Here is a 23,634-nt window from a genome sequence, read left to right as displayed (position 1 = left end):
GCAGAATCAACAGATGAAAACACTTTGGGTAAAACAATGTTATTCCCTCTTCGTAACATCACTTTTTTACGTTGCTATTATTTATGAGCTTGGTGAATCTAATGACGGAATCAGCCTTTAATTTTGGTGTTATTTACCGGCTTCAAATTCAAAAGGCTGTGTTAGGGTGGGTATGCCAAATAACATTGCGATAATGACTCGCACTAATTCGATGAGATAAAAATGACAGTTCAAGTGATTGATGGGGTGTTATCGCAAATGCAGGTAACGGCCATGCAGGCAGCAAACCCCATTAAGCCAGTTATTGAGCCTGCTGGCTTTGCTGACCACCTAATTTCCGCTATTAATCAAATCAACACAGTGAGAAACCAATCCGCTAAACAAATAGAAGATTTTACCTTGGGGAAGCAAAATGTAGCATTAAATGATGTGATGGTGGATATGCAAAAGGCGAGTTTGAGTCTACAAATGGGGATTCAAGTGCGTAATAAGTTAGTTGCAGCATATCAAGAAATTATGTCTATGCCCGTGTGAATAAGATCTCTGTTTGAATGTTATAAATTTTGGAAGTAAGAATATATTTATTTTATATTTTTACTTTCGCTTATGGTTGAAAATAACGCTAAATCAGCTATGGCGTATTATATCATTCATGATTATATGTGTTAAATTGTAAGAAATTGTATTGTCTTATTACGTCACTATATTTGCTGAAAACTCATTTATCGGGTTTATCTCATTGCATGTAGATGATAATTCGTTTTTATCTCCATATACGCGATTGTTACCCTAGCTAAATGACTAATAATGATGATCTTTTGTTGATTAATGAAAATAATACTCATTTCACGATGATTGATGCGGTAGTTTGTTTTTTGGTATCGTCTCGGTACTAGAAGAATAAAGGTACCGAAAATGAATGAAGTTATTGATCCAAAGGCTAACCCTGAATTAGCGGCACAGCAAATTATCATTGAATTAATACGAGCGAAAAGCGTCGGTGAAATGTCAGGTACGACCTCTCATAAAAACGTCGATACCTTGTTAAGTATTCATTCGAAAATAGTCAGTCATTATAAAAATATGAAGTAATAAATATGGAAAAGTAGCTTTTATTTAAAGTTACTTTTCCATTATTAAATGTTGTTAGCTATTTAGTTTTTATTTCTTGACCATTAAATGGTCGAAATTATTTTTTCAAATTACCTAATCAGTAAATAAACTACACGCGTCTATAAAATCTAGCTAATTACCTCAGTTAACCTTATTCTTGGCTATTTAACAGCACTTGAGTTGTTGATTATTCGATATGCCAGTTCAGCAGGTAAGAATGAGGTAAAACGAGCGAAAAAACAACAAGTAGAGAGCTCAAAGGATGTTAAAACATCATCAATAGCTATTTGTTTCTGTTTAAGGTGTTTTTTTTTACGTTACATGCTATTTTCCTGTAAAATTTCATTGCCCGTTTCCTTATGTTGTTTTTTGAATTGTATCTTAACAAACAGCAACTGCATGGTATGCATTTAAAGATAGCGGACAGCTTAGTAACCTGAAGCATCGAAATATCAAATCTGCATCTGAGTTATTTGAAGTTTATAACGCAATGAATTAAATATTTAATTTTAGTATCAAGTAGACATGCCATTTTTTGCATCTTATCGTCAATTTAAAAGTACGATAATGCTTCATGCCTTAGTTAATTAGAATTATTTTTAGGCGTCGAATGAAGATAATCCAATGAGTGGCAGATATATCTGCTTGAGTAAAAAAGTGACTTTATAGGATTTTAGATATGGCAGTAAGAGATATTATTGAAATACCCGATGAAAGATTACGTGTCAAATGTGCGCCAGTAACTGATATCGCAGCAATTCAGACATTAATTGATGATTTATTGGATACCATGTATAGCACTGACAGTGGCATTGGTTTAGCGGCCCCTCAAGTTGGCGTAACACAATCGGTGATGGTTATTGATATTTCTGAAAATCGCAATGAACCTTTAGTCTTTGTTAATCCAGAAATTATTGAAAGTGAAGGTGAGACTAGCTACCAAGAAGGTTGTCTGTCTGTTCCTGAAATTTATGCAGATGTTGCGCGTTTTCAGCGAGTTAAAGTCAAAGCTCTCGATAGAGAAGGTAACGAGTTTATTACTGAGTCCGATGATTTTTTAGCTATTGTGATGCAGCATGAAATTGACCACTTGCACGGTAAAATTTTCCTCGACCATCTTTCAACATTAAAGCGTAATATGCTATTGAAAAAATTGAAGAAACAGCAGCGATTAAAACAGTGATTATTGAATAAGTGTCAGGTAGAAAGCCTGACACACAATGTTATTCGATAGCTTTTATTATCATTGGTAAAGCAGGTTCATTAAATTGACCGTAACTATTATTAAGTTCTCGTTTTTGGTCTAGTTGTTTCATTTCTTTACTTAAAAAATCTAAATGCTGCTGTAAATAGGTTTTAGTGATACGCTCATTTTCAATGATTTGATTGAGCAAACTGACGAACTTACTCGTAATAGCCTGCTGTATTTCCAGTTCATGGGATAATTGCGTTAGGTTTTCGACGGCATAGAGATATTCTATTTCGTAGGATACAAGTTGTTCCCAATCTCCTGATTGTGCCAGGTCAACTAAATTTTCGCTTAATACTAAAACATCGTAGTAAATATTATGTAAATCAATAGTTTTTTGATTTTTCACCTGTTTATCTTTCATCCATATATGCCCCAATTTGCTGCCAAGCTGACGCAATATCGGAGAGTAGTTGGTAAACTTCTTGGATATAAGCCACATTATTTTCAAGGTTTGCATTTAACAAACGCATGACCATATAATCATAGAGGTTGGCTAAATTGGCAGACAGTTCTCGTCCTTCATCATAATTGAGAGCTTGCTTTAGACCACTATCGATGATGTCGATAGCTTTCGATATCTCCTTACCTTTTTCACTGATCTTATTTTGCTGCATAAATATTTCACCCCGTTTTAGCGCGCTGAGCGCGGCTTTAAATAGGATCTCGATGAGCTGGTAAGGTGTTGCATTAGTAATTTCACTTTCTAAATTGACTTGTTGGTAAGTTTGATTTGCCTTTTGTTGATACATAATGTTTAACCTAATAGTCGGCTTAATGAGTTACTGGTGCTATTAAGTGAACTCATCATTTTATCGAGGTTTTGGAATTGACGACGGTGCAACTCCAGGGTGTTTTGAATTTGTTTATTCGTTTGCTCTATGCGCTTATCGAGACTTTTCTTTTTTTTCTGCACGCCATTAGTGGCGTTATGCAAAGTCCCTTCTCGGATATCAAGAGTCTCTTTTAAAAAGTTAAAATTCTCTGTTCCAAAACCTGTTTTATCACCATCACCAACAAAGAATACTTTGATGTTAGATGTATTTTCTTTTAGAACTTTCTCAAGTTTTTTATTATCAATTTCTAAAGTACCGTCGAGCTTTTGTTTAACTCCCATTTTATTAAGTAAATTAATGTTACCACTATCTTGCGGATTTCTTACTAAAGCACGTAGCTGGCTTTGAATACCACGTAATGCGGAATTCCCAATTAATGAGCCGTTGCTTTTATCTGGGGTAGTTCCTTTATTAGTCGGTGTATATTTAGTGAGTTCGCGAGCTAAGCTTTGGAATTCGTTATAGGCATCAATCCAAGCTTTAATTTTTACTTTAGCGGGTTCGATATCTTCGGAAATTATTAAGTGATCAGATTTTTTGTCTTCACTTTCTTTTTTGAGTGTTAATGTTAGGCTAGGAAATAGATCTTTTTCTTCATTAGTTTGAGATTCAAGTTCAAAACCGTCAATCGTGAGATGAGCATTTTGAGGTGCAACTTTTTGTTCCATACCAATGTTATCTGTATTTTTTAAGATAACATTACCGTGGCTGTCTACCTCTGATACGACATTCAGTATATTAGCGAGGGTGTCATCACCTTCGACATTAATGCTGATTCGACGATCAGTGCCTTCTTTTTTTGATGTTACAACTAAGTGATAATTACTTGTTTTATCTTTGATAATTGCAGCAGTTACGCTTTTATCTGTTTTGTTAATTGCATCCGCAATTTCAATCAGAGAGGTATGAGCATTATCTAGTTTCAGAATAGTCGGCTCTTTTTCGGCGGGTTGAGTAATTTTTATGGTACGTTCAGCATTACTATTACCGAGTAATTTTTTATCATCATCATGGCCTTTCGTCGCAAGAGTTTGTGCTTTAGCAAGCTGTGTCACTAATACATCATGGACACCAGCTACGGCTTTGCCATCAGTTTTCACATCAAAGCTTTTATACTCACCACTAACTTTGGTCGTACTGATATCACCATATTTTTTTAAGTCTTCAGCTGCATTTTTCAGCTTCGCCAAAGAGGTTTGTATCTTACCAAAAGCGCTAATCTGTGCATCATAGCTAATTTTTTGGATGGTTAATGGTTCTAAACGCCGTTTTTCCATTGCTTCTAACTGGTCCATTTGTTTATTTAAATCCAAATTTGCTCCGATACCAAGTGTCGCTATACCTGCCATTTAATTCTCCTAAACTTTGTTCTTGATTGTCTGGTTATCGGCGAGAAGCGAGGAAATATTAGACTAAGTCACGAGATAATGATGACGAGAGTTAGATGCGTAAAGGAGGGTATTTATCTCTATTGATGCGCAAGAAATTAAAAAATATTGTTATAAAATATTTTTTAATTAAGTGGTTGTACAAAGATTAATATCAACGAATTTTTTCGTAATAGGTTAAAAATTTTTTGCTGAAAGTCCTAAAGCCCCATTTTATAGCGCCGATAATGTTAATGCTGACAAGAATCGTAAAGCCTAACAGAACGGCTAACTTTATAATGGAATAACAAGGACATATATCATGGCACAAGTTATTAATACAAATATTCTGTCTCTCTCGACTCAAAACAATTTAAACCGCTCACAAGGTGTATTAGGCACTGCGATTGAGCGCCTTTCTTCTGGTTCACGCATCAATAGCGCAAAAGATGATGCTGCGGGCCAAGCTATTGCTAACCGTTTTACAGCTAATATTCGTGGTTTGACCCAAGCGGCTCGTAATGCTAATGACGGTATTTCTATCGCACAAACAGCTGAAGGAGCTGTTAACGAAATCAACGATAACTTGCAACGTATTCGCGAACTGACTGTTCAAGCTCAAAATGGTTCTAACTCAGAAACTGATATTAAATCTATCCAAGCCGAAGTTAAGCAGCGTATGGATGAAATCAATCGTATTTCTGAAGAAACTCAATTTAACGGCGTTAAAGTTCTGAGCAAAGATACTTCCATGTCTGTGCAAGTTGGTGCTAATGATGGCGAAAAAATTGATATTAAACTTCAGCAAATCGACAGTGGAACTTTGCAATTAGGTAAATTCAATTTAGAAACAGGTTCTGTTTTAGGTGCGAAATCGACAAAAATCACGACTAAAGATCAAGCAGCTGTACCAGAAAAACCAGCGGTTGGTAAACCCGGTGATCCAGATTATCAACCAGCAGTACCAGCAGTACCTGAAGCTAAAGGAAAAGAAACGGTGTTTGATTTAGACGCTGGGCAAACGATTCATCAAAAAATGAAAAATGGTAAAGCAGTTGAAGGTGAGTTTGTTCTAAAAACAGTTGTTGATGGTAAAGCAACTTATTCTGAAGCAAAAATTGCAGACTCGGGGAAAGTTACGGAAGGGGAAAAAGTTGAAATGGGTCTTAATGACCTGCCATTAGAAGCATTAGACAAAGCATTAGCACAAGTTGATAGCTTCCGTTCAGATTTGGGGGCTATCCAAAATCGGCTGCAATCGACTATTAATAACCTGAGTAATTCTACTACCAATCTGGACTCTGCTCGTAGTCGTATTAAAGATGCTGATTTTGCAACTGAAGTTTCGAATATGAGCCGCGGTCAAATCTTGCAACAAGCAGGTACAGCTGTTCTCGCACAGGCAAACCAAATTCCAAATGCTGTTCTTAGTCTATTACGTTAATTTATTTTATTTTTTATTAAGGCTAGAATTTTTCTGGCCTTTTTTATACTTATTATGCTTCGAACTCCAATATTTTTGAGTGAATTCATGCAGTAAAAACATCAATGAACCAATTATATAAACTGAATGTTTTTAGGCCAAGATAACAAGATAAATAGCGGTGATTTAGCTCATTACTCTTAGGATTGAATTATGTATCAACGAGGATAATGAGTCCCTTTAAATTAAGCTTAAAGGGTGATTCCGGTTGTGAGTGATTTATATACTGCCGACGGTGTGATTAATAAGAATAGCCTGTGGGAGCGTTATTATCCCTTAATACGACATGAGGCTTTAAAACTACAAGTGAGATTACCTGCAAGTGTAGATATTGACGATCTTATTCAAGCGGGTGGAATTGGTTTATTACATGCATTGGAACGTTATGATACAAGCCATGGGGCATCGTTTGCTACTTATGCAGTGCAGCGTGTTCGAGGCTCTATGCTCGATGAACTACGCAGTCGTGATTGGGCACCACGCAGTGTTCGTCGTCAAGCCCGTGAAATGTCTAAAGCTATTGGCGAACTTGAACAATCATTAGGTCGCAGCGCAACAGAAACTGAAATTTCTCAGGCACTGCAAATTGATATTGAGGAATATCGTCAAGTTTTGCTTGATACAAATAATAGCCAACTTTTTTCCTATGATGAATGGCACGAAATTTATGGTGAAAGTTGTGAGCCTTCAATGAACGAGATAGGTGGTGGTAATCCGCTGAGTTTGTTGCTGGAGTCAAGCTTACGTGATCAGGTAGTGAATGCGATTGATCAACTTCCTGAGCGTGAAAAATTGGTGTTGACCCTTTATTATCAAGAGGAACTAAATCTGAAAGAAATTGGTGCAGTGTTAGATGTGGGGGAATCGAGAGTCAGCCAGTTGCACAGCCAAGCCATTAAGCGGTTACGGGGACGTTTAAAAGCAGCAAGTGAATGATTTTATAACAACTGCAAGTAAAAAATGATGCTATCTTGCAGTTCGAATGACGGGTTGATGAATCGTTATCGGAATTGCTGAGTGATTTATCTAGAGGTTATTGATCTTTATACATTGAATTTTTATTCGAATCTAAAGCCCTTACTTACAGTAAAAAGAAGCAAAGGCGAGTGGTTCGCCTTGTGAATTAGGTTAGGGCTGTTCAATACAGCCGAACAGCCACTAGGCATGATAAAAATTCTGTTATTTAAACGGCATAAAAAATGAAAATAAGCAGTAAATAAAGGTCAATATTCTCTAGCGATAAAGCAATTTTTTGACCCATCATACTTTTAATTTTTATCGAAGATTACAGACTCGCCGCTTCTGAGATCAGCTTGCCTAGCTCATCCCATTTTTCGGCATCAATCAAATCATTTGGCACCATCCATGAACCACCACAAATCAATACGGAAGGTAGCGCAGTATACTCTTTGATGTTTTTTGGGCTAATACCACCTGTAGGCATGAAAGTCACAGGATACACTGCACTTAATGATTTAAGCATAGCGATACCACCAGATGCTTCAGCAGGGAAAAATTTAACTGTAGTTAAATTAAATTCTAGTGCTTGTTCTACGAGGCTCGGATTATTAATTCCTGGAATAATAATCACATTTTTTTGTTGGCAATAAGCAACAATTTTAGGATTGAAACCGGGGCTAACAATAAAATCAACACCAGCTTCAATTGCTTGGTCAACCTGTTGGGTGGTTAACACGGTTCCTGCGCCAATTAAAATGTCAGGGTAGGCAGCGCGCATATTTTTGATGGCTTGCAAAGCGGCTGGTGTACGAAATGTGACTTCTGCGCAAGGTAGGCCATTGTCCATCAATGCTTTTGCCAATGGCGCACCATGCTCTGCGTTATTAATGGTAATGACAGGAACAACATTGATTTTTTTTAGTTTTTCAATTAACTGATTCATGTTTAAACCCTTTTATATTTTGTATCGCATTATCAGGCATTGCGTCGGATGGAATAATGGCTCCCCGGTGTTGGATCACGGTTCCAGCGAGTAAATGTCCTGTTTGAGCGGCGTCAGTTGGCGAGCCGCCAAGAATACGGCAAGCAAGGTAGCCTGCGCTAAATGAATCACCAGCGGCTGTAGTATCAATGACGTTGCTGATTTTATTTGCCGGCACTTCAATTTGTTGTTTATCTATTACAACAAAACAGGCATTTGCGCCACGCTTGATCACAATTTCTTCGACGCCATTTTGTTGTGCGCGAGCAATAGATTGTGCTTCATCTTGATCGCCATAGAGGAGCTGTTCATCATCAAAGGTCAAAAAAGCCATATCAGTAAGTGATAACATTTTTTGATAGGCATTTTGAGCTGCATCAACGGAAGGCCACAATGCAGGGCGATAATTGTTGTCAAAAATGACTTTTGCACCAGCCTGTCGAGCATTTTTCAATAAACTAAATAGTATGTTGCGAGATAGCTCAGACAAAATAGCCAGGCTAATGCCACTTAAATAAATATATTGTTGCTGATTGAGTAATTGCTGTGTGCGCTCTGCACTGTGTTCATTCAACCAAAATTTTGCTGCGGCATTATCACGCCAATAAAAAAAGCGGCGCTCGCCATCATCAGAGGTTTCAATCAGGTACATACCGGGTAAATGTTTATCAGAGATAAACACATTATCAGTGTTAATCCCCTCTTTTTGCCAGCTTTCTAGCATTTGTTGGCTGAAAGGATCTTTTCCAAGGCCCGTTAAATAATGGGTTGTAACACCATATTCACGAGTTAAGCGCGCGAGGTATAAGGCTGTGTTTAGTGTGTCACCACCAAAAGTTTGTTTAAACAGCTCACCCGATTTTTGTAACTCGACCATACATTCGCCAATGACGGCAACTTGCAAAGCTGTAGCCATTTCTATCACCTACTATTTTTATTGCGACTGCGTGAAATTTTCACTTGATGATTTTATTAAAACCTATTTCTCAGCCAACTTCAATAAAAATGAAACGGCGTTTTAAAAATATCGAATCGCTATTCTTGTTTTTCATGAAGGTGAGCTTTATGCTGTTTGTCAGAAAAAACAAAAATGAAAAAAATGACTAGATTGGATGTATATTGGCTCTAGTAAACAGGAAGATGAATGATGGATAAAATAACGCAAGCGGATGCAGTATCTTCTGTCGTGAAAGTATTTAGTATTTTAAATGCGCTAGGTGAGCAAAAAGAAATAGGCGTTTCTGAATTATCGCAGCGCTTATTAATGTCGAAAGCGACAGCCTACCGTTTTTTGCAGACAATGAAACAGCTTGGTTATGTCGAGCAAGAAGGGGAAGCAGATAAATACGCCCTGACACTTAAACTCTTTGAGCTAGGCGCCAAATCCCTTGAATACGTTGATTTGATAGAAATAGCAGACAAAGAAATGCGTCGTGTGGGGCAGTTAACCCATGAAGCTTTGCACCTTGGTGCACTTGATGAAAACGCGATCATTTATATCCATAAAATTGATTCCAGTTATAACTTACGGATGTATTCACGAGTGGGTCGACGTAACCCGCTGTATTGCACTGCAATTGGTAAAATTTTATTAGCTTGGCAAGATGAAACGGCTATCAAGGAAACGTTAAGCCAGATTGAGTTTATTAAAAAAACCGAAACAACCTTATTGAGTATTGAACAATTGATGGCGGAATTAACCACAGTACGTGAGCAACATTTTGCGCAAGATAGGGAAGAACAAGAACTGGGTTTACGTTGTATTGCGGTGCCTGTATATGACCGTTTAGGGCATGTGATTGCCGGATTATCTATTTCGTTTCCAACAATTCGCTTTGATGAGCAGCAACTCGGTACTTATGTCACCTTATTAAAAGTGGCTGCTCGCAATATTTCTGAAAAAATGGGATATCATCATTATCCTCAATAAGTAAAAGGTCGATTTCATTCATCAGATTGTGAATATCGAATTACTATTGAAGGCAATAACACGTCGAGTTAATTTATTGATGAATGAAATTAAAGGATAATCGATGATTATTAAAAGTATAAAAAATACTCACTTAAATTGAATAAAATGATTGTTTGTCGATCAAAAATAACGCCATCAGAACTATCGGTTCAATCGTGCATATCAACATCGTAAAAATACATATGATTTTATAATGTATTATCGAGATATTATTTATATTTTTTTATTAGATTAACTTTGTTGGTAAATTAAAAATTCTAATAAAGTTAATCTAATGTTTTATTTTTATGTATTTGAAAAACAATATTTTTATTTTTTATTTTTGTGTTGCGTAGAGAGTGAAAATGTCTTTCTCTATAATCTCGTCGTTATATAAAATAAGGACATTGAAATGAGAAAGGTTATTCCCTTTTTTTTGACTTTTATCGCGGCTAATTCATGGGCAGTAGACTTTAGGTTGAATGAAAAACCACCAGTTGATCGTTACTATAATGAAAATTATCAAGGGATTGATAAAATCCATGAAAGTAAACGTTTTATTTTCGATCCAAATAAAGAAATTCCCGATGAGGATCTTAGCTATGCAGGACTACTAGCGCGAAAACAGGATAAAAGCAGGAAACAGGAAGAATGGAATAATTGGTATAAAGAAAAATGTGAGAGTGGAGTATTTAAGACTGGGTGTTCAGGTCAACCTACTTTTTTATATGGCGCAGAAAAAATGAAAGAGATATTAGAACAGTCAAGCAAATAATCAGGTCATTTGATAAAAAAGAGGCACAACTTTCTGTGCCTCTTTTTTAACCTATGCGTTAACTTGATTCAGGGAATGTTAATGTCGCTCCGGGGGCTTCGCGACTCAAGTGAATAAAGTTAAGGTGTTTTTCATATTGGTCTAATATATCGCTAATGACTTGCTCCTTTGTGAAATCCATTAAGTCATTACTTTGAGTTCCTTCCCAAAGAAACGTTTCTAATCGGTAATAGTGTGACTTACCTGAACGTGCGCGATAAGTGAAACCAGGCACTGAGTATCGTTGTGGCCAAATTTGGTAGATAAAGTTCTGCTCTTCAGCCAAGTCGACCACTAATTCTAAATGATTTAAACGTTCTTCATCTTCAGGTGGCAAACTATAGAATTCCACATTTGCACCGCGCAAGGACAGCTCTTTAGCAACTTCTTGCATGGCTGGCGCACAAACTAAATCTAACATGCGTTGAGTATAGGTTGTGCCGGGGAAATTCATGACACGGCCTAATCGTTGCTTCCAGTTTAATTTTCCATTGCCGTATAAAGGCGCAGGCGCATTGGTATTTAACGAACTTACACGTCTGAAATCTTCAAATTTTAATGATTTGTATAGTCCTGCCATAATAAAGAAAATAACAAAACTAAAAGGTAACCCCATGATCACGGTGGTATTTTGTAATGCTGAAACGCCATCTGTCATCAACATTCCTAGAGTTAGCAAGCCAATGGCCACTGACCAAAAAACACGTAACCAATTCGGTGCATCATTATTGATATCGCTAAGATTCGAGGTGAAATTACCGAGGACTAAAGACCCTGAATCAGCAGAGGTAACATAAAATAGTAATCCAGTAATGGTTGCAACGGAGGCGGTAAAGCCAAATCCAGGATAGAGCTCAAGTAATGAATAAAATCCTTTCTCTGGGGCTGCAAGTACCGTTTCCGCTAATTCTTTGTTGCCATGAATGATCTCATACAGTGCGCTATTACCAAAAATAGAGAGCCAAAGCAGAGTAAATACGAAAGGAATAATCAAGGTGCCAATGACAAATTGGCGAATTGTTCGTCCTCGAGAAATTCTCGCAAGAAATAAGCCAACAAATGGCGACCATGCAACCCACCATGCCCAGAAAAACAGTGTCCAGCTATTCATCCAATCGGTTGGACGATCAAAAGCAAAGCTGTTAAGCGTCATCCCCATAAAACGATTGATGTAATCACCTACGTTTAGTACTAAAGCATTGAGTAGAAACTCGGTATCACCGACAAATAAAATAAACAAAATTAAACCCAAGGCGAGTAACACGTTGAGTTCGGATAAAATACGGATCCCTTTATTGACACCTGAAGTGGCAGAAATCACGGCCATAATGACAGAAAGAAAGATTAACCCACTTTGGACAGCTAAGCCTTGAGGAAGGTCAAATAGGACTTTTAAGCCATAATTTAGCTGAACAACACCAATACCAAGTGTGGTTGCAATACCAAAGATAGTACCTAATACCGCAGCAATATCGACGGTATGGCCGATTGGCCCATAAATGCGTTTACCAAAAATGGGATAAAGAGCGGAGCGAATCGTTAATGGAAGATTATACCGGTAACTAAAATACCCGAGTGCAATACCCATTAATGCATACATAGACCAGCCCGTCAGGCCATAGTGGAAGAGCGTCCACACCATCGCCTGACGAGCTGCTTCTAGTGTTTCGCCTTCTCCTGTAGGAGGCAGCATATATTGTGTGACAGGTTCTGCGACAGAGAAAAACATCAGGTCGATGCCGATCCCTGCGGCAAATAGCATCGCAGACCAGCTCAACATACTGAATTCAGGCTTCGATTGTTCAGGGCCTAGTTTTATATTACCAAATCGAGATGTCGCGACAAATATCACAAATACGATATAGAGGGTTGCAGCTAATAAATAATACCAACCAAAGGTTTTTGATACCCATCCAAGTGCAACGACGATCCATTGATTTGCTGTTTCGGTCATGAGTATGGTGAAAAAAGAAAACGCTAGAATAAGACCAGCGGAGGTGAAAAAAACCACAGAATTTAATTTGTCTTTCTGCTGATTTTTTGGACTGTTTTGAATTGTCATCGGCAGTTCCACAATTTTATTTATTTAACAGTTAAAAGTTGTATTCCTTGCTAAATGTTTGATCCTTTAGCAAAGATTCAAGTTTTCACGCCTATCTCCCCCTTAAATTTGTGAATGAATTGTGATAAAATATAATTAATATTGATTGAATGTTCAATTAAAAAAAAGTTTAATGAAGGTGTTCACTGTATTTTTAGGTCTAGAGATAATGCCAAAGATAGGAATGCAATCGATACGTAAGCAGCAATTAATTCAAGCAACGCTTGAGGTCATTAACGAAGTGGGCATGCAAGAAGCGAGTATTGTTTTAATTGCCCGAAAAGCAGGGTTATCAACGGGGATCATTAGTCATTACTTTCGCGATAAAAATGGATTGTTAGAAGCAACCATGCGCCACATTCAATACCAATTAGGCTTTGCAGTGGCGATGCGTTTACGAATGCTAAGTGATGCTGAGCCTAAGTTGCGCATCCAAGCGATAGTTGAAGGCAACTTTGATTCATCACAAATCAGCGAAGCCGCCATGAAGACATGGTTAGCATTTTGGGCAAGTAGTATGCACCAACCTAATCTAAATCGATTACAGCAAGTGAATGATAGACGGTTGTATTCGAATCTTAGTTATGAGTTTTCCCGTGTGCTAGATAAACAATCAGCGCGTATGGCAGCGAAAGGGTTAGCGGCATTGATTGATGGCTTATGGCTGCGTAGTGCATTAAGTAATGAAGTTTTCCCATTAACTGACGCACTTACTATTACGAATGAATATATCGATATGCAACTGAATAGGCATGGGGAGCTTTAGACCACAGTATTTAATTGGAAGGAGAAATTATGCACAACCCACAATTACATAAGCTTTATATTCATGGTGGCTATGTTGACAGCTCAGAACCTGAAAGCGGTCAATTTGATGCAATTAATCCATCTAATGGTGAAGTAATTGCTCGCTTGCAGTCTGCAAGTCGCGAGGATATTAATTGGGCAGTGGAAAGCGCGAAACAAGGTCAAAAAATTTGGGCTGCAATGACCGCAATGGAGCGCTCACGTATTTTACGCCGAGCGGTAGATATTTTGCGTGAACGCAATGATGAATTAGCTCATCTTGAAACGCTTGATACAGGAAAGCCACTGTCTGAGACACGTTATGTCGATATTGTGACGGGTGCAGATGTGCTGGAATACTATGCTGGACTTATACCAGCACTTGAAGGAGAGCAAATTCCATTGCGCGATAGTGCATTCGTCTATACACGTCGCGAACCATTAGGTGTTGTTGCAGGTATTGGCGCGTGGAATTATCCAATTCAAATTGCCCTTTGGAAGTCAGCTCCCGCATTGGCTGCGGGTAATGCCATGCTATTTAAACCAAGTGAAGTCACATCACTAACAGCGCTTAAATTAGCAGAAATCTATCATGAGGCGGGTTTACCAGCCGGCGTATTTAACGTTGTAACAGGTAGTGGTAGCGAGGTCGGTCAGTGGTTAACTGAACATCCCGGTATCGCCAAAGTGTCATTTACGGGGGGAGTCGCAACCGGTAAAAAAGTCATGGCGAATGCGTCAAGTTCAACATTGAAAGACGTCACCATGGAATTAGGCGGTAAATCCCCGTTGATTATTTTTGATGATGCCGATCTCGATAAAGCTGCTGATATTGCCATGATGGCGAACTTCTATAGCTCAGGGCAAGTCTGTACCAATGGGACTCGAGTCTTTATTCCCGAAAGCTTAAAAGCGCAATTTGAAGAGAAAATAGCGCAACGAGTAGCTCGCATTAAAATTGGTTCGCCTGTCGATGCTGAAACCAACTTTGGTCCATTAGTCAGTTTTGCACATATGGAAAATGTACTGCGTTATATCGATATTGGTAAGCAGCAAGGTGCTAGATTGCTTTGTGGCGGCACGCGTTTAACTGAAGGTGACTTCGCTCAAGGGGCTTATGTATTACCGACGGTATTTACCGATTGCACAGATGATATGCAGATAACGCAAGAAGAGATCTTTGGTCCAGTGATGAGCATTTTAAGCTACCAGTCCGAAGATGAAGTTATCGACCGAGCAAATAATACAGTATACGGATTGGCTGCGGGAATTGTGACATGTGATATTTCACGTGCACATCGTGTCATTCACCAATTAGAAGCGGGTATCTGCTGGATCAATTCATGGGGCGAATCGCCTGCGCAAATGCCTGTTGGTGGTTATAAACATTCAGGAGTGGGTCGTGAAAATGGTTTGGTAACACTACAAAACTACACTCAAATAAAATCAGTCCAAGTTGAATTAGGAGAATTTACATCCGTTTTTTAATTTCATATTTTTAATTTGACTGAAACAGAGGAGATAACAATGGTCTATGACTACATTATTATCGGTGCTGGTTCAGCCGGTAACGTTCTTGCTACTCGCCTGACAGAAGATTCTGATGTTACTGTGCTGCTCCTTGAAGCTGGAGGACCGGACTACAGGTTCGATTTTCGCACACAAATGCCAGCCGCTTTAGCTTACCCGCTACAGGGTAAACGCTACAATTGGGCTTATGAAACAGAGCCTGAACCGCATATGAACAACCGCCGTATGGAATGTGGCCGAGGCAAAGGTCTTGGTGGTTCATCTTTAATCAATGGTATGTGCTACATCCGTGGCAATGCAATGGATTTTGATGGATGGGCGGAGGCTCCGGGCCTAGAAGATTGGAATTACCTCAATTGTTTACCGTATTTCCGAAAAGCGGAAACACGCGATATTGGTGAAAATGACTATCATGGTGGTCAAGGCCCTGTGAGTGTCACAACACCCAAAAATGGCAACAATGTGCTATTTCATGCCATGGTAGAGGCTGGTGTCCAAGCGGGTTACCCACAAACTGATGATCTTAATGGTTACCAGCAAGAAGGTTTTGGCCCAATGGACAGAACGGTTACGCCAAATGGGCGTCGCGCTAGCACAGCTCGAGGTTATTTGGATCAAGCTAAGCTGCGTAAAAACTTAACCATTGTGACGCATGCAACCACTGATGTGATTGAGTTTGAAGGCAAAAAAGCGATTGGTGTTAAGTTTTTTAAGGGCGATAGCCAAACGGCAACGCGGGCTAAAGTGCGGAAAGAAGTACTGTTATGTGCAGGGGCGATAGCCTCTCCTCAAATATTACAGCGTTCAGGCATTGGGCCTGAAGATGTACTTAGTGAGTTTAATATTCCGGCAGTACATGTATTACCTGGTGTGGGAAAGAACTTACAAGACCATCTTGAGATGTATTTACAATATGAGTGTAAGCAACCCGTCTCGCTCTATCCTGCACTAAAATGGTATAACCAGCCAATGATTGGTGCACAGTGGTTATTTAAAGGCACAGGCGTCGGTGCTAGCAACCAATTTGAAGCGGGTGGATTTATTCGCACAAGCGACAAATTTGCATGGCCAAATATTCAATTTCACTTTTTACCCGTTGCGATTAACTATAATGGAAGTAATGCAGTAAATTTACATGGTTTTCAAGCACATGTTGGGTCAATGCGTTCACCAAGTCGAGGGTGCGTAAGATTAAAATCAACCGACCCACGTCAGCACCCAAATATCTTGTTTAATTACATGTCTAGCCAACAGGATTGGGAAGAGTTCCGTGCTGGAATTCGCATTACGCGTGAAATTATGGCTCAACCAGCCCTTGATCCTTATCGCGGGGAAGAAATTAGCCCTGGTAAGCATATTCAGACAGATGAAGAGCTTGATACATTTGTGCGTGAACGTGCTGAAACAGCTTTCCATCCTTGTGGAACATGTAAGATGGGTAATGATGATCTGGCGGTGGTTGATGGTGCAGGGCGTGTGCACGGTATTGAAAATCTCAGAGTAATTGATGCTTCGATTATGCCTTTGATTATTACAGGTAATCTGAATGCCACGACGATTATGATAGCAGAAAAAATGGCGGATAAAATTCGTGGGCGAAAGCCGTTAGCGACAAGTAATGCCAGCTATTATACGGCGGGTGAAACGCCGGTGCGTCAAACATCAGTTCGGTAAGTTTTCGACTATTTAGCCCTCAGCGAATGAAAGTGAGGGTTAAATTATTTCGGGAATATAAACGACTCATAACACAATATCTAGAAGCTGTTAGTCAATAAGTTTAACAAACCAATGCATGATATTATTGTTATTGATTACAGTATATATGATATTTAAAACATTTGGTTTGTAATGAGATTGTTTTGTTAGTAGTTATTTGATTATTAATGGTTTTTTGTCTTTCAAATATAAAAGTCGTGACATGTCACGAAACGATTAAAACACCAGAATCAATCACTAATTTGCAAACCGGAACCGATACTGCAACCAAATAATAAGGCTTAGCTATCCGAATCACAACGTGACCTTTGTTCATCAGGATAGCTTCGCTGGCCGCTTATATGCACCTAAAATTATTTAGTATATAAGTAAATGTATATCAAAGATTATCTACTCTTTGCATTCATTATACTTTAATGCATATAAATCTGTTATGAAAATAGATTACATGACCCAGTATCTAGAGTCATTGTATCTTTTATCCTTCCTCTATTTTTTGGTAGCAATAGCTTCATTTGTCAGTGACATATACCACTCATTACTTTTGCTATAAATAGCAATTTTGCTCATTTCATCGATTTTATTAACCAGTCTAAATAACCTCCATCAACGTGTTCTAAATCAAGACTAATGAGTTCAGGTGTTTCATAAGGATGAATTTCTTTAATAGCGTCAAACAACTCAGTTTGATTTTTATGGATAGATTTAATTAATATCAAAATTTCTTTATCTTGAGTGATATCATCCTTCCACCGATAAATAGAAGTTAGCTCAGGTAACAAAGAAACACAGGCTGCAAGGTGTCTATCCAATAGCATTTGTGCGATTTTAATGGCGTTGTTTTGATTGTTTGTTGTGCATAAAACAAGGCAAGGTTGTTGTGCATTATCATTACTGCTACCACTTTTTTTCATCTATATTCCCTCAGGAAAAACATTTTATTTAGAGTACATCCACCGTTAAGATTAGATTAAATAATCATAATGTGTATGAAATTTAATCTAATGATAATTGTAGAGCACAATCAAATATTTTCGTCATTCTTCAAGCTACAGAGCTGTCGATTGTGCTGAGGGAGTCGAGCATCATTATTCTCTGCCTATCTTTTCTTATCGAATGAATGTCAATCGAATTTTGTAGAGTATTGTTTCTATAATTTCATGCCTGGCTTATTTAATCGAAGTCGCCGTATTATGATTTGCAGGGTGACGCTTAATAATTGATTATTTAAAAATTATTTTTATGGTCATAAAAACTTGTTATTTAATGCGGTATCAGATAATAAATCTTATTTATATGAATAATGCGATTCAGCCTTCATTTTTGTTAACTGCAATATAAAAAAACATAATTTTTTTGTATATTAGGGTTGTTAGGATGCATCTGATTTTTGGTGATTATTAAGTGTTAATTGATTTTTATATAAAAATGTATTTGAGAATAGCAATTCTAATTGGTAGTTACTTAAACAAATGACATGATTAATTAAATGCTAAATTTATGTTAAATTTTATAATTCAGTTACTGAAATAATTAATTACCTATTGTTATTAAACTAAATACATTTTTTATATGTAAATTTCCTTAACTTAATGATAACGATCAAAGTTTGTTGTCGATATTTAGCTAACATGTTTTTAAAGATAAAAAGATATCAATAATATTTGTTAATTTTTAAATTAAAAATGTGTATGGATACCTGATATGAATAAACTAACCCCGTTAAAGCCTGTACCTACATTAATCGCAGTTTTAATTACGTTGATTATTTGGTTTTTGATCCCTGTTCCTGAGGGGGTTAATCCTGACGCTTGGCATTTATTAGCACTTTTTGTTGGTACCATTGTCGCTATTATTGGTAAAGCGTTGCCTATCGGTGGTGTTGCCATTATCGCGATTGCTTTAGTTGCGGTCACGGGTGTCACTAATCCTGACTCAACAAAAGCTGCTATAGCAGACGCATTGAGTGGATTCTCCAATGACCTTATTTGGTTAATTGGTATTTCTATCATGGTCTCCATGAGCCTAAATAAAACCGGATTAGGCGCGCGCATTGGCTATTATGTTATTTCTTTATTTGGTAAAAAAACGTTAGGAATTGCTTATTCACTTGCAATTGCTGAGACTTTATTAGCACCCGTTACCCCCAGTAATACAGCACGTGGTGGTGGTATCATGCACCCCATTATGCGCTCGATTGCCGATAGTTTTGGCTCCAAAGCGGATGATGGCACTACAGGAAAAATTGGTCGATATCTTTCGTTAGTCAACTACAACATTAACCCAATTACATCTGCGATGTTTATTACAGCAACAGCTCCCAACCCATTAATTGTCAGTTTAATTGTGAGTGAGGCTGGGGGAGCTAATGAACTAACTTGGGCAATGTGGGCGGTTGCTGCATTTGTACCTGCTTTGGTGTCTTTAATTTTGATGCCATTAGTCATCTATTTTATGTATAAACCTGAAATCACCTCAACGCCAAATGCTCCCCATTTTGCCAAGGAACGTTTAAAACAGTTAGGGTCTATCTCATTACCTGAAGTTATTACACTCGGCGTTTTCTTACTGTTACTTTTAATGTGGGCAGGTGTGCCTGCAATGTTATTTGGCCCAAATTATAGTATTAACCCAACCACAGCCGCGTTCATTGGTTTAGGTATTTTGTTGGCGACAGGAGTCATTAGTTGGGATGACGTACTGAAGAACAAAGGGGCTTGGGATACAGTGGTGTGGTTTGCAGCACTTGTCATGATGGCCAGTTTTTTAGGAAAACTTGGATTGATCAAATGGATGTCAATCTCTGTGGGGACCTCAATCGATAATATGGGAGTCAGCTGGGTTTGGGGCGCGCTAATACTGGTGCTGATTTATGTTTATTCACACTATTTCTTTGCCAGTACCACTGCACACATTACTGCAATGTTTGCGGCCTTCTTTGCCGCAGGCTTAGCCCTTGGTGCACCGCCGATGCTGTTGGGTTTAACGTTAGCGTTTTCATCATCATTAATGATGTCTCTAACGCATTATGGAACAGGGACAGCACCGATTATCTTTGGCTCGGGTTATACCACCCTTAGTGAATGGTGGAAAGTTGGGTTTGTCATGAGCGTGGTGAACTTGATTATTTGGATCGGGTTAGGGAGTGTGTGGTGGAAATTCCTTGGTTATTGGTGATTGTTTAGTCAGTCAGCGACAGCAATAAATAACTGGATGATGACGAGACTTATAAAGTTGGCTAACCAATTATAAGCTCATGTTATCATCCGGTTTTTTTATGAGCCATAAAGAAAAATTGGCGCGTTTATTGTGTTATATCCCCATTGATAGAAGAATATCTTTTTATTTTGAAGGTCTTAAATTGTGCTTAAGGTACGGATATTGAGGCCTTTGATATGAAATATTGATTGGTATAAAACATATACGCAGTATGATAATGGTAACAAAATTATCATTGATAGGCAGAATACAACATGCAGCCACAAAGAAAGGCCGAACTATTCTTAGTGCTGACAACATTTATCGCCGCATGGGGATGGGTTTTTTCTCGTGAAGCCGTACAAGAAATGCCAATATTTGCTTTCTTAGGCAGTCGTTTTTTACTTGCAGCTATTATTTTATTGCCTTTTTGCCGAGGTAAACACAATCAAATTCGCTTAAAACAGCTCCCCAGTATTATGATGACGGGCGGTTGGATGGCATTAAATTTAGTTTTATGGATTTACGCAGTCGCTACTACGGATTCTATTGGCGAAGGTGCATTTATCATGAGCTTAGCGATGCTGTTTGTGCCTTTAGTTGGGTGGGTAATTTTAAAGATTAGGCCTAGCCGATACTTTTGGGAGGCTTTGCCTATCGCCATATTAGGTCTCGCTTGTTTGACCCTTTTTACAGGGCAAGTTCAGTTTAAAAGTAGCCAACTCTGGTTTTTAGCGGCGGCAATTGTGCAGGCGATTTATTTTTGTTATACCAGCCTGTATACTCGCAGTGTTCCATTACTCCCTCTAACCACTATCCAATTAGCCTGAACTGGCTTCGTGGGATTAATTCTTTCCTTTTTTTTAGAAGAGTGGCCAACGACATTGACCACGACAACATTAATGTGGTTCGTTGCTAGTGTGGTGATTGCCACAAGCTTACGCTTTATTTTACAATTAATTGGGCAGAAAAATACAACGACTGCGAATGCCGCTATTATTATGGTCCTCGAACCTGTCATGACAGTATTTGTTGCTGCAATTTGGTATCACGAGCGAATGCCACTGATTCAAATAATAGGCTGTATTCTTATTTTGAGTGCGCTATTTTATTATCGATGGCGCGCGATGAGTTTGTTATCGAAATAAGACTTTACTAAAAATAAACGGTGTAATAGAGATTTTTTATATTAAAGCGGCTATTATTATTCACATGAAAAGGGTATGGGTATTAATCTAAATAAGTGCTTTTTATTTGAACTATACTTAATTAAAAATATTTCAAATTGCTTGCAGGGGACACTCATACAATTTGAAGTATGACGAGTATGGTAAGATTAATTGTTGGCAAATAGAATTTTTAATAGGCTTAAAATGAAAAAAATCGCATTAGCATTAGGTATGGCAAGTGTTATCGCTTTATTAGCAGCATGTTCAGATGAAAAATCTGAAATTGCAGAATACAAAGCTAATTTTGTGACTACGTGTGTAAAAGCATCTGGTGATCCTGCAGGAGAAACAGCGGCTGCGGTTACTGCAATTTGCGGCTGTGCATATGACAAAACACTCGAAAAATATGGTTTAAAAGAATTTAAACGTATTAGTAACGAATTAGAAAAATCGCCTACTGCTGAGCCAGAGTTCCAAAAAACTATTGTGGAATTTGTGAACCAGTGCATCAAAACTGATCGTTAATATCGAAATAAACGTCAGTAGCAATCAGTAAACTGCACCTTAAGGGTAGGATATCTACTTGTTAAGGTGCTTTTTTTTACTTAAATAAATTTTTGAGTTGATGTGGTGCACTTCGCAAATATTGAGGTGCGACTTTAATGCTTTGGCTCAATTGTGCAGCTGCACGCCATGGCCAACGAGGGTCAAAAAGCATTCCTCTACCAATTGCAATGAAATCTGCTTGCCCTGTTGCAATAATCGCTTCCGCTTGCTCTGGTTCGGTAATAAGCCCAACGGCAATCACTGGCATATGTGTATGCTCATGAATCGCTTGTGCGAGAGGTACTTGGTAATTCGGGCTGATTGGTATCTGCTGCTGCTCAGATAAACCACCAGAAGATACATGAATATAATCACATCCGAGTTCTTCAAGTAACTCTGTCAATTCGATCGACTCAGGTAAATTCCAACCACCATCAACCCAATCGGTGGCTGAAATTCTAACACCGACTGCAATATTTGGGTTAATTTCGGCTCTTATTGCTCTGAACACCTCAATTAAGAAACGGCTGCGATTTTCAAAATTGCCACCATACTCATCTTGTCGCTTATTTGATAAAGGTGATAGGAATTGATGCAATAAATAGCCATGAGCTGCATGAATTTCAATCACATCAAATCCCGCATATTCTGCACGTTTAGCAGTATCAACAAATTGCTGTAGAGTATCCTCAATTTCATCTTTACTGAGCTCACGAGGTGGATAATTATTTCCAAATGGCAAATTGGATGACGAAACCGTTTCCCATCCGTACTCATCTTGCTTGGATAAACTTTTACCACCAAGCCAAGGTAGATCAGTAGAGGCTTTTCTGCCTGCATGCGCGATTTGGATACCTAGACGCGCATTTGCAAATTGCCGAATACCTTCTAGCATTTTTTTCAACGCATTGGCTTGCTCATCATTCCATAAGCCGAGATCTTGATAGGTAATTCTTCCGTTAGGTGTAATAGCACTCGCTTCTACAATCACCAAAGCAGCACCTGAGAGTGCAAGATTCATATAATGTGCGTTATGCCAAGCGGATGGCATACCATCAATAGCTGAATATTGGCACATTGGTGGAACAATAATTCTATTCTCTAAAGAAACTTGTCCTATAGAGGTGGGAGAAAATAGGAAACTCATATATCTTTTTCCTTAGTCATCTAATCAATTTAGATATCATACAAATTAATCTAACTTAAGACTGTGCGCTTAATGTGATTTTTACTCTGTAATGGAACACGAATAATAGTGACGAATTGCAAGTAAATAAGTATAAATTTGATAAATGAATAAAAAAGTATAAATTTCTGTCTATAAACTTTTCAATTTGCTTCAAAACATTAAAATAAAATAGAAAAGATAAAATAGTTTAGTAATTCAAGAAAATTAGTTACTTAGAATCGATAGCTTAGCAATTAAGTAAATAAAAAACAAAATAAAATGGTGTTAATTCTGTGTAATGGTTTTAATGGTGTTAATAGTCAATTCTTCTGCAATTTTATATTAAACAATAATTTAACATATCAATTTACTGGCATTCATCGCGCAAAAAAATAAATTAACTCTTGCGAAACTACGCATTGATTTATATAAGGACAGGGTTGCTGTTTTATAAAACTGAGATTCTCTATTAAATGTAATCGTATCAGTTATAGCAAATGAAGATGATAATGCTTAGCTATTATACAATCTAACTATTTCAATATACGTGGCGTATTACCGGAATAAAGCGCGGCGTTTAGTTATTCAAGTAATGTATTATTTATGACCGTATTCCCTCTTCTTCAGTTGTGCCTTGATGGTATTTAGTGAGGAGGTTCACAGTA

The 23,634-nt window shown here is 38.0% G+C and carries 20 protein-coding genes and 1 pseudogene; 13 read left to right on the top strand and 8 right to left on the bottom strand.

What is annotated here, in order from left to right:
* Positions 1-222 precede the first annotated feature (222 nt).
* The 3 genes from fliE (at position 223) to def (ending at position 2,296) form a co-directional block, all read left to right on the top strand.
* Positions 223-534, top strand: coding sequence for a flagellar hook-basal body complex protein FliE (gene fliE, locus OOA_RS08085; RefSeq protein WP_008911651.1), 312 nt, complete (start codon positions 223-225; stop codon positions 532-534).
* Positions 535-915: 381 nt separating this feature from the next.
* A complete protein-coding gene (locus OOA_RS20615; RefSeq protein WP_158467572.1) occupies positions 916-1,092 on the top strand; it encodes a hypothetical protein in 177 nt (58 codons plus the stop codon).
* 700 nt (positions 1,093-1,792) lie between these two features.
* Complete coding sequence (gene def / locus OOA_RS08080; RefSeq protein ID WP_008911650.1) at positions 1,793-2,296, top strand: peptide deformylase; 504 nt, start codon at positions 1,793-1,795, stop codon at positions 2,294-2,296.
* 40 nt (positions 2,297-2,336) lie between these two features.
* Here the strand turns inward: def and fliT are convergent, their stop codons facing one another.
* Genes fliT through fliD form a run of 3 tightly spaced genes read right to left on the bottom strand, consistent with a single transcriptional unit; the run spans position 2,337 to position 4,547 of the window.
* Positions 2,337-2,726 carry a flagellar protein FliT gene (fliT, locus tag OOA_RS08075; protein ID WP_008911649.1) on the bottom strand — a complete coding sequence of 130 codons (390 nt, stop codon included), beginning with the start codon at positions 2,724-2,726 and terminating at the stop codon, positions 2,337-2,339.
* On the bottom strand, positions 2,716-3,114 hold the full coding sequence (fliS, locus tag OOA_RS08070) for a flagellar export chaperone FliS (protein ID WP_008911648.1): 399 nt from the start codon (positions 3,112-3,114) through the stop codon (positions 2,716-2,718). The genes fliT and fliS overlap by 11 nt, the downstream gene beginning before the upstream one ends.
* Positions 3,115-3,119: 5 nt before the next feature.
* Positions 3,120-4,547, bottom strand: coding sequence for a flagellar filament capping protein FliD (gene fliD / locus OOA_RS08065; protein WP_008911647.1), 1,428 nt, complete (start codon positions 4,545-4,547; stop codon positions 3,120-3,122).
* Between the two features lie 340 nt (positions 4,548-4,887).
* On the opposite strand from fliD, the gene OOA_RS08060 reads away from it, so the two are divergent.
* Complete coding sequence (locus tag OOA_RS08060; RefSeq protein ID WP_008911646.1) at positions 4,888-6,009, top strand: flagellin FliC; 1,122 nt, start codon at positions 4,888-4,890, stop codon at positions 6,007-6,009.
* Positions 6,010-6,258: 249 nt separating this feature from the next.
* Positions 6,259-6,984 (top strand): RNA polymerase sigma factor FliA, encoded by a 726-nt coding sequence (locus OOA_RS08055; protein ID WP_008911645.1) that lies wholly within the window; start codon positions 6,259-6,261, stop codon positions 6,982-6,984.
* Positions 6,985-7,333: 349 nt separating this feature from the next.
* On the opposite strand, the gene OOA_RS08050 is transcribed toward OOA_RS08055, so the two are convergent.
* A complete protein-coding gene (locus tag OOA_RS08050; RefSeq protein WP_008911644.1) occupies positions 7,334-7,951 on the bottom strand; it encodes a bifunctional 4-hydroxy-2-oxoglutarate aldolase/2-dehydro-3-deoxy-phosphogluconate aldolase in 618 nt (205 codons plus the stop codon).
* On the bottom strand, positions 7,935-8,906 hold the full coding sequence (gene kdgK / locus OOA_RS08045) for a 2-dehydro-3-deoxygluconokinase (protein WP_008911643.1): 972 nt from the start codon (positions 8,904-8,906) through the stop codon (positions 7,935-7,937). Before kdgK ends, OOA_RS08050 begins: the two co-directional genes overlap by 17 nt.
* A 228-nt stretch (positions 8,907-9,134) precedes the next feature.
* Here kdgK and kdgR point away from each other — a divergent pair, with 228 nt between their 5' ends.
* Positions 9,135-9,920, top strand: coding sequence for a DNA-binding transcriptional regulator KdgR (gene kdgR / locus OOA_RS08040; protein ID WP_083880267.1), 786 nt, complete (start codon positions 9,135-9,137; stop codon positions 9,918-9,920).
* A gap of 433 nt (positions 9,921-10,353) precedes the next feature.
* On the top strand, positions 10,354-10,716 hold the full coding sequence (locus tag OOA_RS19765; RefSeq protein ID WP_008911641.1) for a hypothetical protein: 363 nt from the start codon (positions 10,354-10,356) through the stop codon (positions 10,714-10,716).
* Positions 10,717-10,774: 58 nt separating this feature from the next.
* Here OOA_RS19765 and OOA_RS08030 read toward each other — a convergent pair whose 3' ends face one another.
* A complete protein-coding gene (locus tag OOA_RS08030; protein WP_008911640.1) occupies positions 10,775-12,817 on the bottom strand; it encodes a choline transporter in 2,043 nt (680 codons plus the stop codon).
* A gap of 208 nt (positions 12,818-13,025) precedes the next feature.
* Here OOA_RS08030 and betI point away from each other — a divergent pair, with 208 nt between their 5' ends.
* From betI to betA, 3 genes are read left to right on the top strand one after another with little or no spacing between them, the layout of a single operon-like run.
* The gene (gene betI / locus OOA_RS08025) at positions 13,026-13,622 is read left to right on the top strand and encodes a transcriptional regulator BetI (protein ID WP_008911639.1); all 597 of its coding nucleotides are present in this window, start codon (positions 13,026-13,028) and stop codon (positions 13,620-13,622) included.
* A gap of 29 nt (positions 13,623-13,651) precedes the next feature.
* Complete coding sequence (gene betB / locus OOA_RS08020; RefSeq protein WP_008911638.1) at positions 13,652-15,130, top strand: betaine-aldehyde dehydrogenase; 1,479 nt, start codon at positions 13,652-13,654, stop codon at positions 15,128-15,130.
* A gap of 39 nt (positions 15,131-15,169) precedes the next feature.
* The gene (gene betA, locus OOA_RS08015) at positions 15,170-16,846 is read left to right on the top strand and encodes a choline dehydrogenase (protein ID WP_008911637.1); all 1,677 of its coding nucleotides are present in this window, start codon (positions 15,170-15,172) and stop codon (positions 16,844-16,846) included.
* A gap of 608 nt (positions 16,847-17,454) precedes the next feature.
* Here the strand turns inward: betA and cutA are convergent.
* Positions 17,455-17,802 (bottom strand): divalent-cation tolerance protein CutA, encoded by a 348-nt coding sequence (cutA, locus tag OOA_RS08010; RefSeq protein WP_008911636.1) that lies wholly within the window; start codon positions 17,800-17,802, stop codon positions 17,455-17,457.
* A gap of 790 nt (positions 17,803-18,592) precedes the next feature.
* Between cutA and OOA_RS08005 the strand changes: the two genes are divergently transcribed.
* The 3 genes and pseudogenes from OOA_RS08005 to OOA_RS07995 all read left to right on the top strand — a co-directional run bounded on the left by OOA_RS08005 (position 18,593) and on the right by OOA_RS07995 (position 21,780).
* Positions 18,593-20,065 carry a DASS family sodium-coupled anion symporter gene (locus OOA_RS08005; protein ID WP_008911635.1) on the top strand — a complete coding sequence of 491 codons (1,473 nt, stop codon included), beginning with the start codon at positions 18,593-18,595 and terminating at the stop codon, positions 20,063-20,065.
* Positions 20,066-20,361: 296 nt separating this feature from the next.
* Positions 20,362-21,234, top strand: a pseudogene (locus OOA_RS08000) (DMT family transporter).
* A 225-nt stretch (positions 21,235-21,459) separates the two neighbouring features.
* Positions 21,460-21,780, top strand: a complete 321-nt coding sequence (locus OOA_RS07995; RefSeq protein ID WP_008911634.1) for a hypothetical protein — start codon at positions 21,460-21,462, stop codon at positions 21,778-21,780.
* Between the two features lie 76 nt (positions 21,781-21,856).
* On the opposite strand, the gene OOA_RS07990 is transcribed toward OOA_RS07995, so the two are convergent.
* Positions 21,857-22,948 (bottom strand): NADH:flavin oxidoreductase/NADH oxidase, encoded by a 1,092-nt coding sequence (locus OOA_RS07990; protein ID WP_008911633.1) that lies wholly within the window; start codon positions 22,946-22,948, stop codon positions 21,857-21,859.
* Positions 22,949-23,634 lie beyond the last annotated feature (686 nt).

The sequence above is a fragment of the Providencia burhodogranariea DSM 19968 genome (genome assembly GCF_000314855.2).
GTDB lineage: Bacteria > Pseudomonadota > Gammaproteobacteria > Enterobacterales > Enterobacteriaceae > Providencia > Providencia burhodogranariea.
The sequence above is the reverse complement of the archived record's forward strand: the minus strand, read 5'-3'. Positions and strand labels throughout refer to the sequence as shown.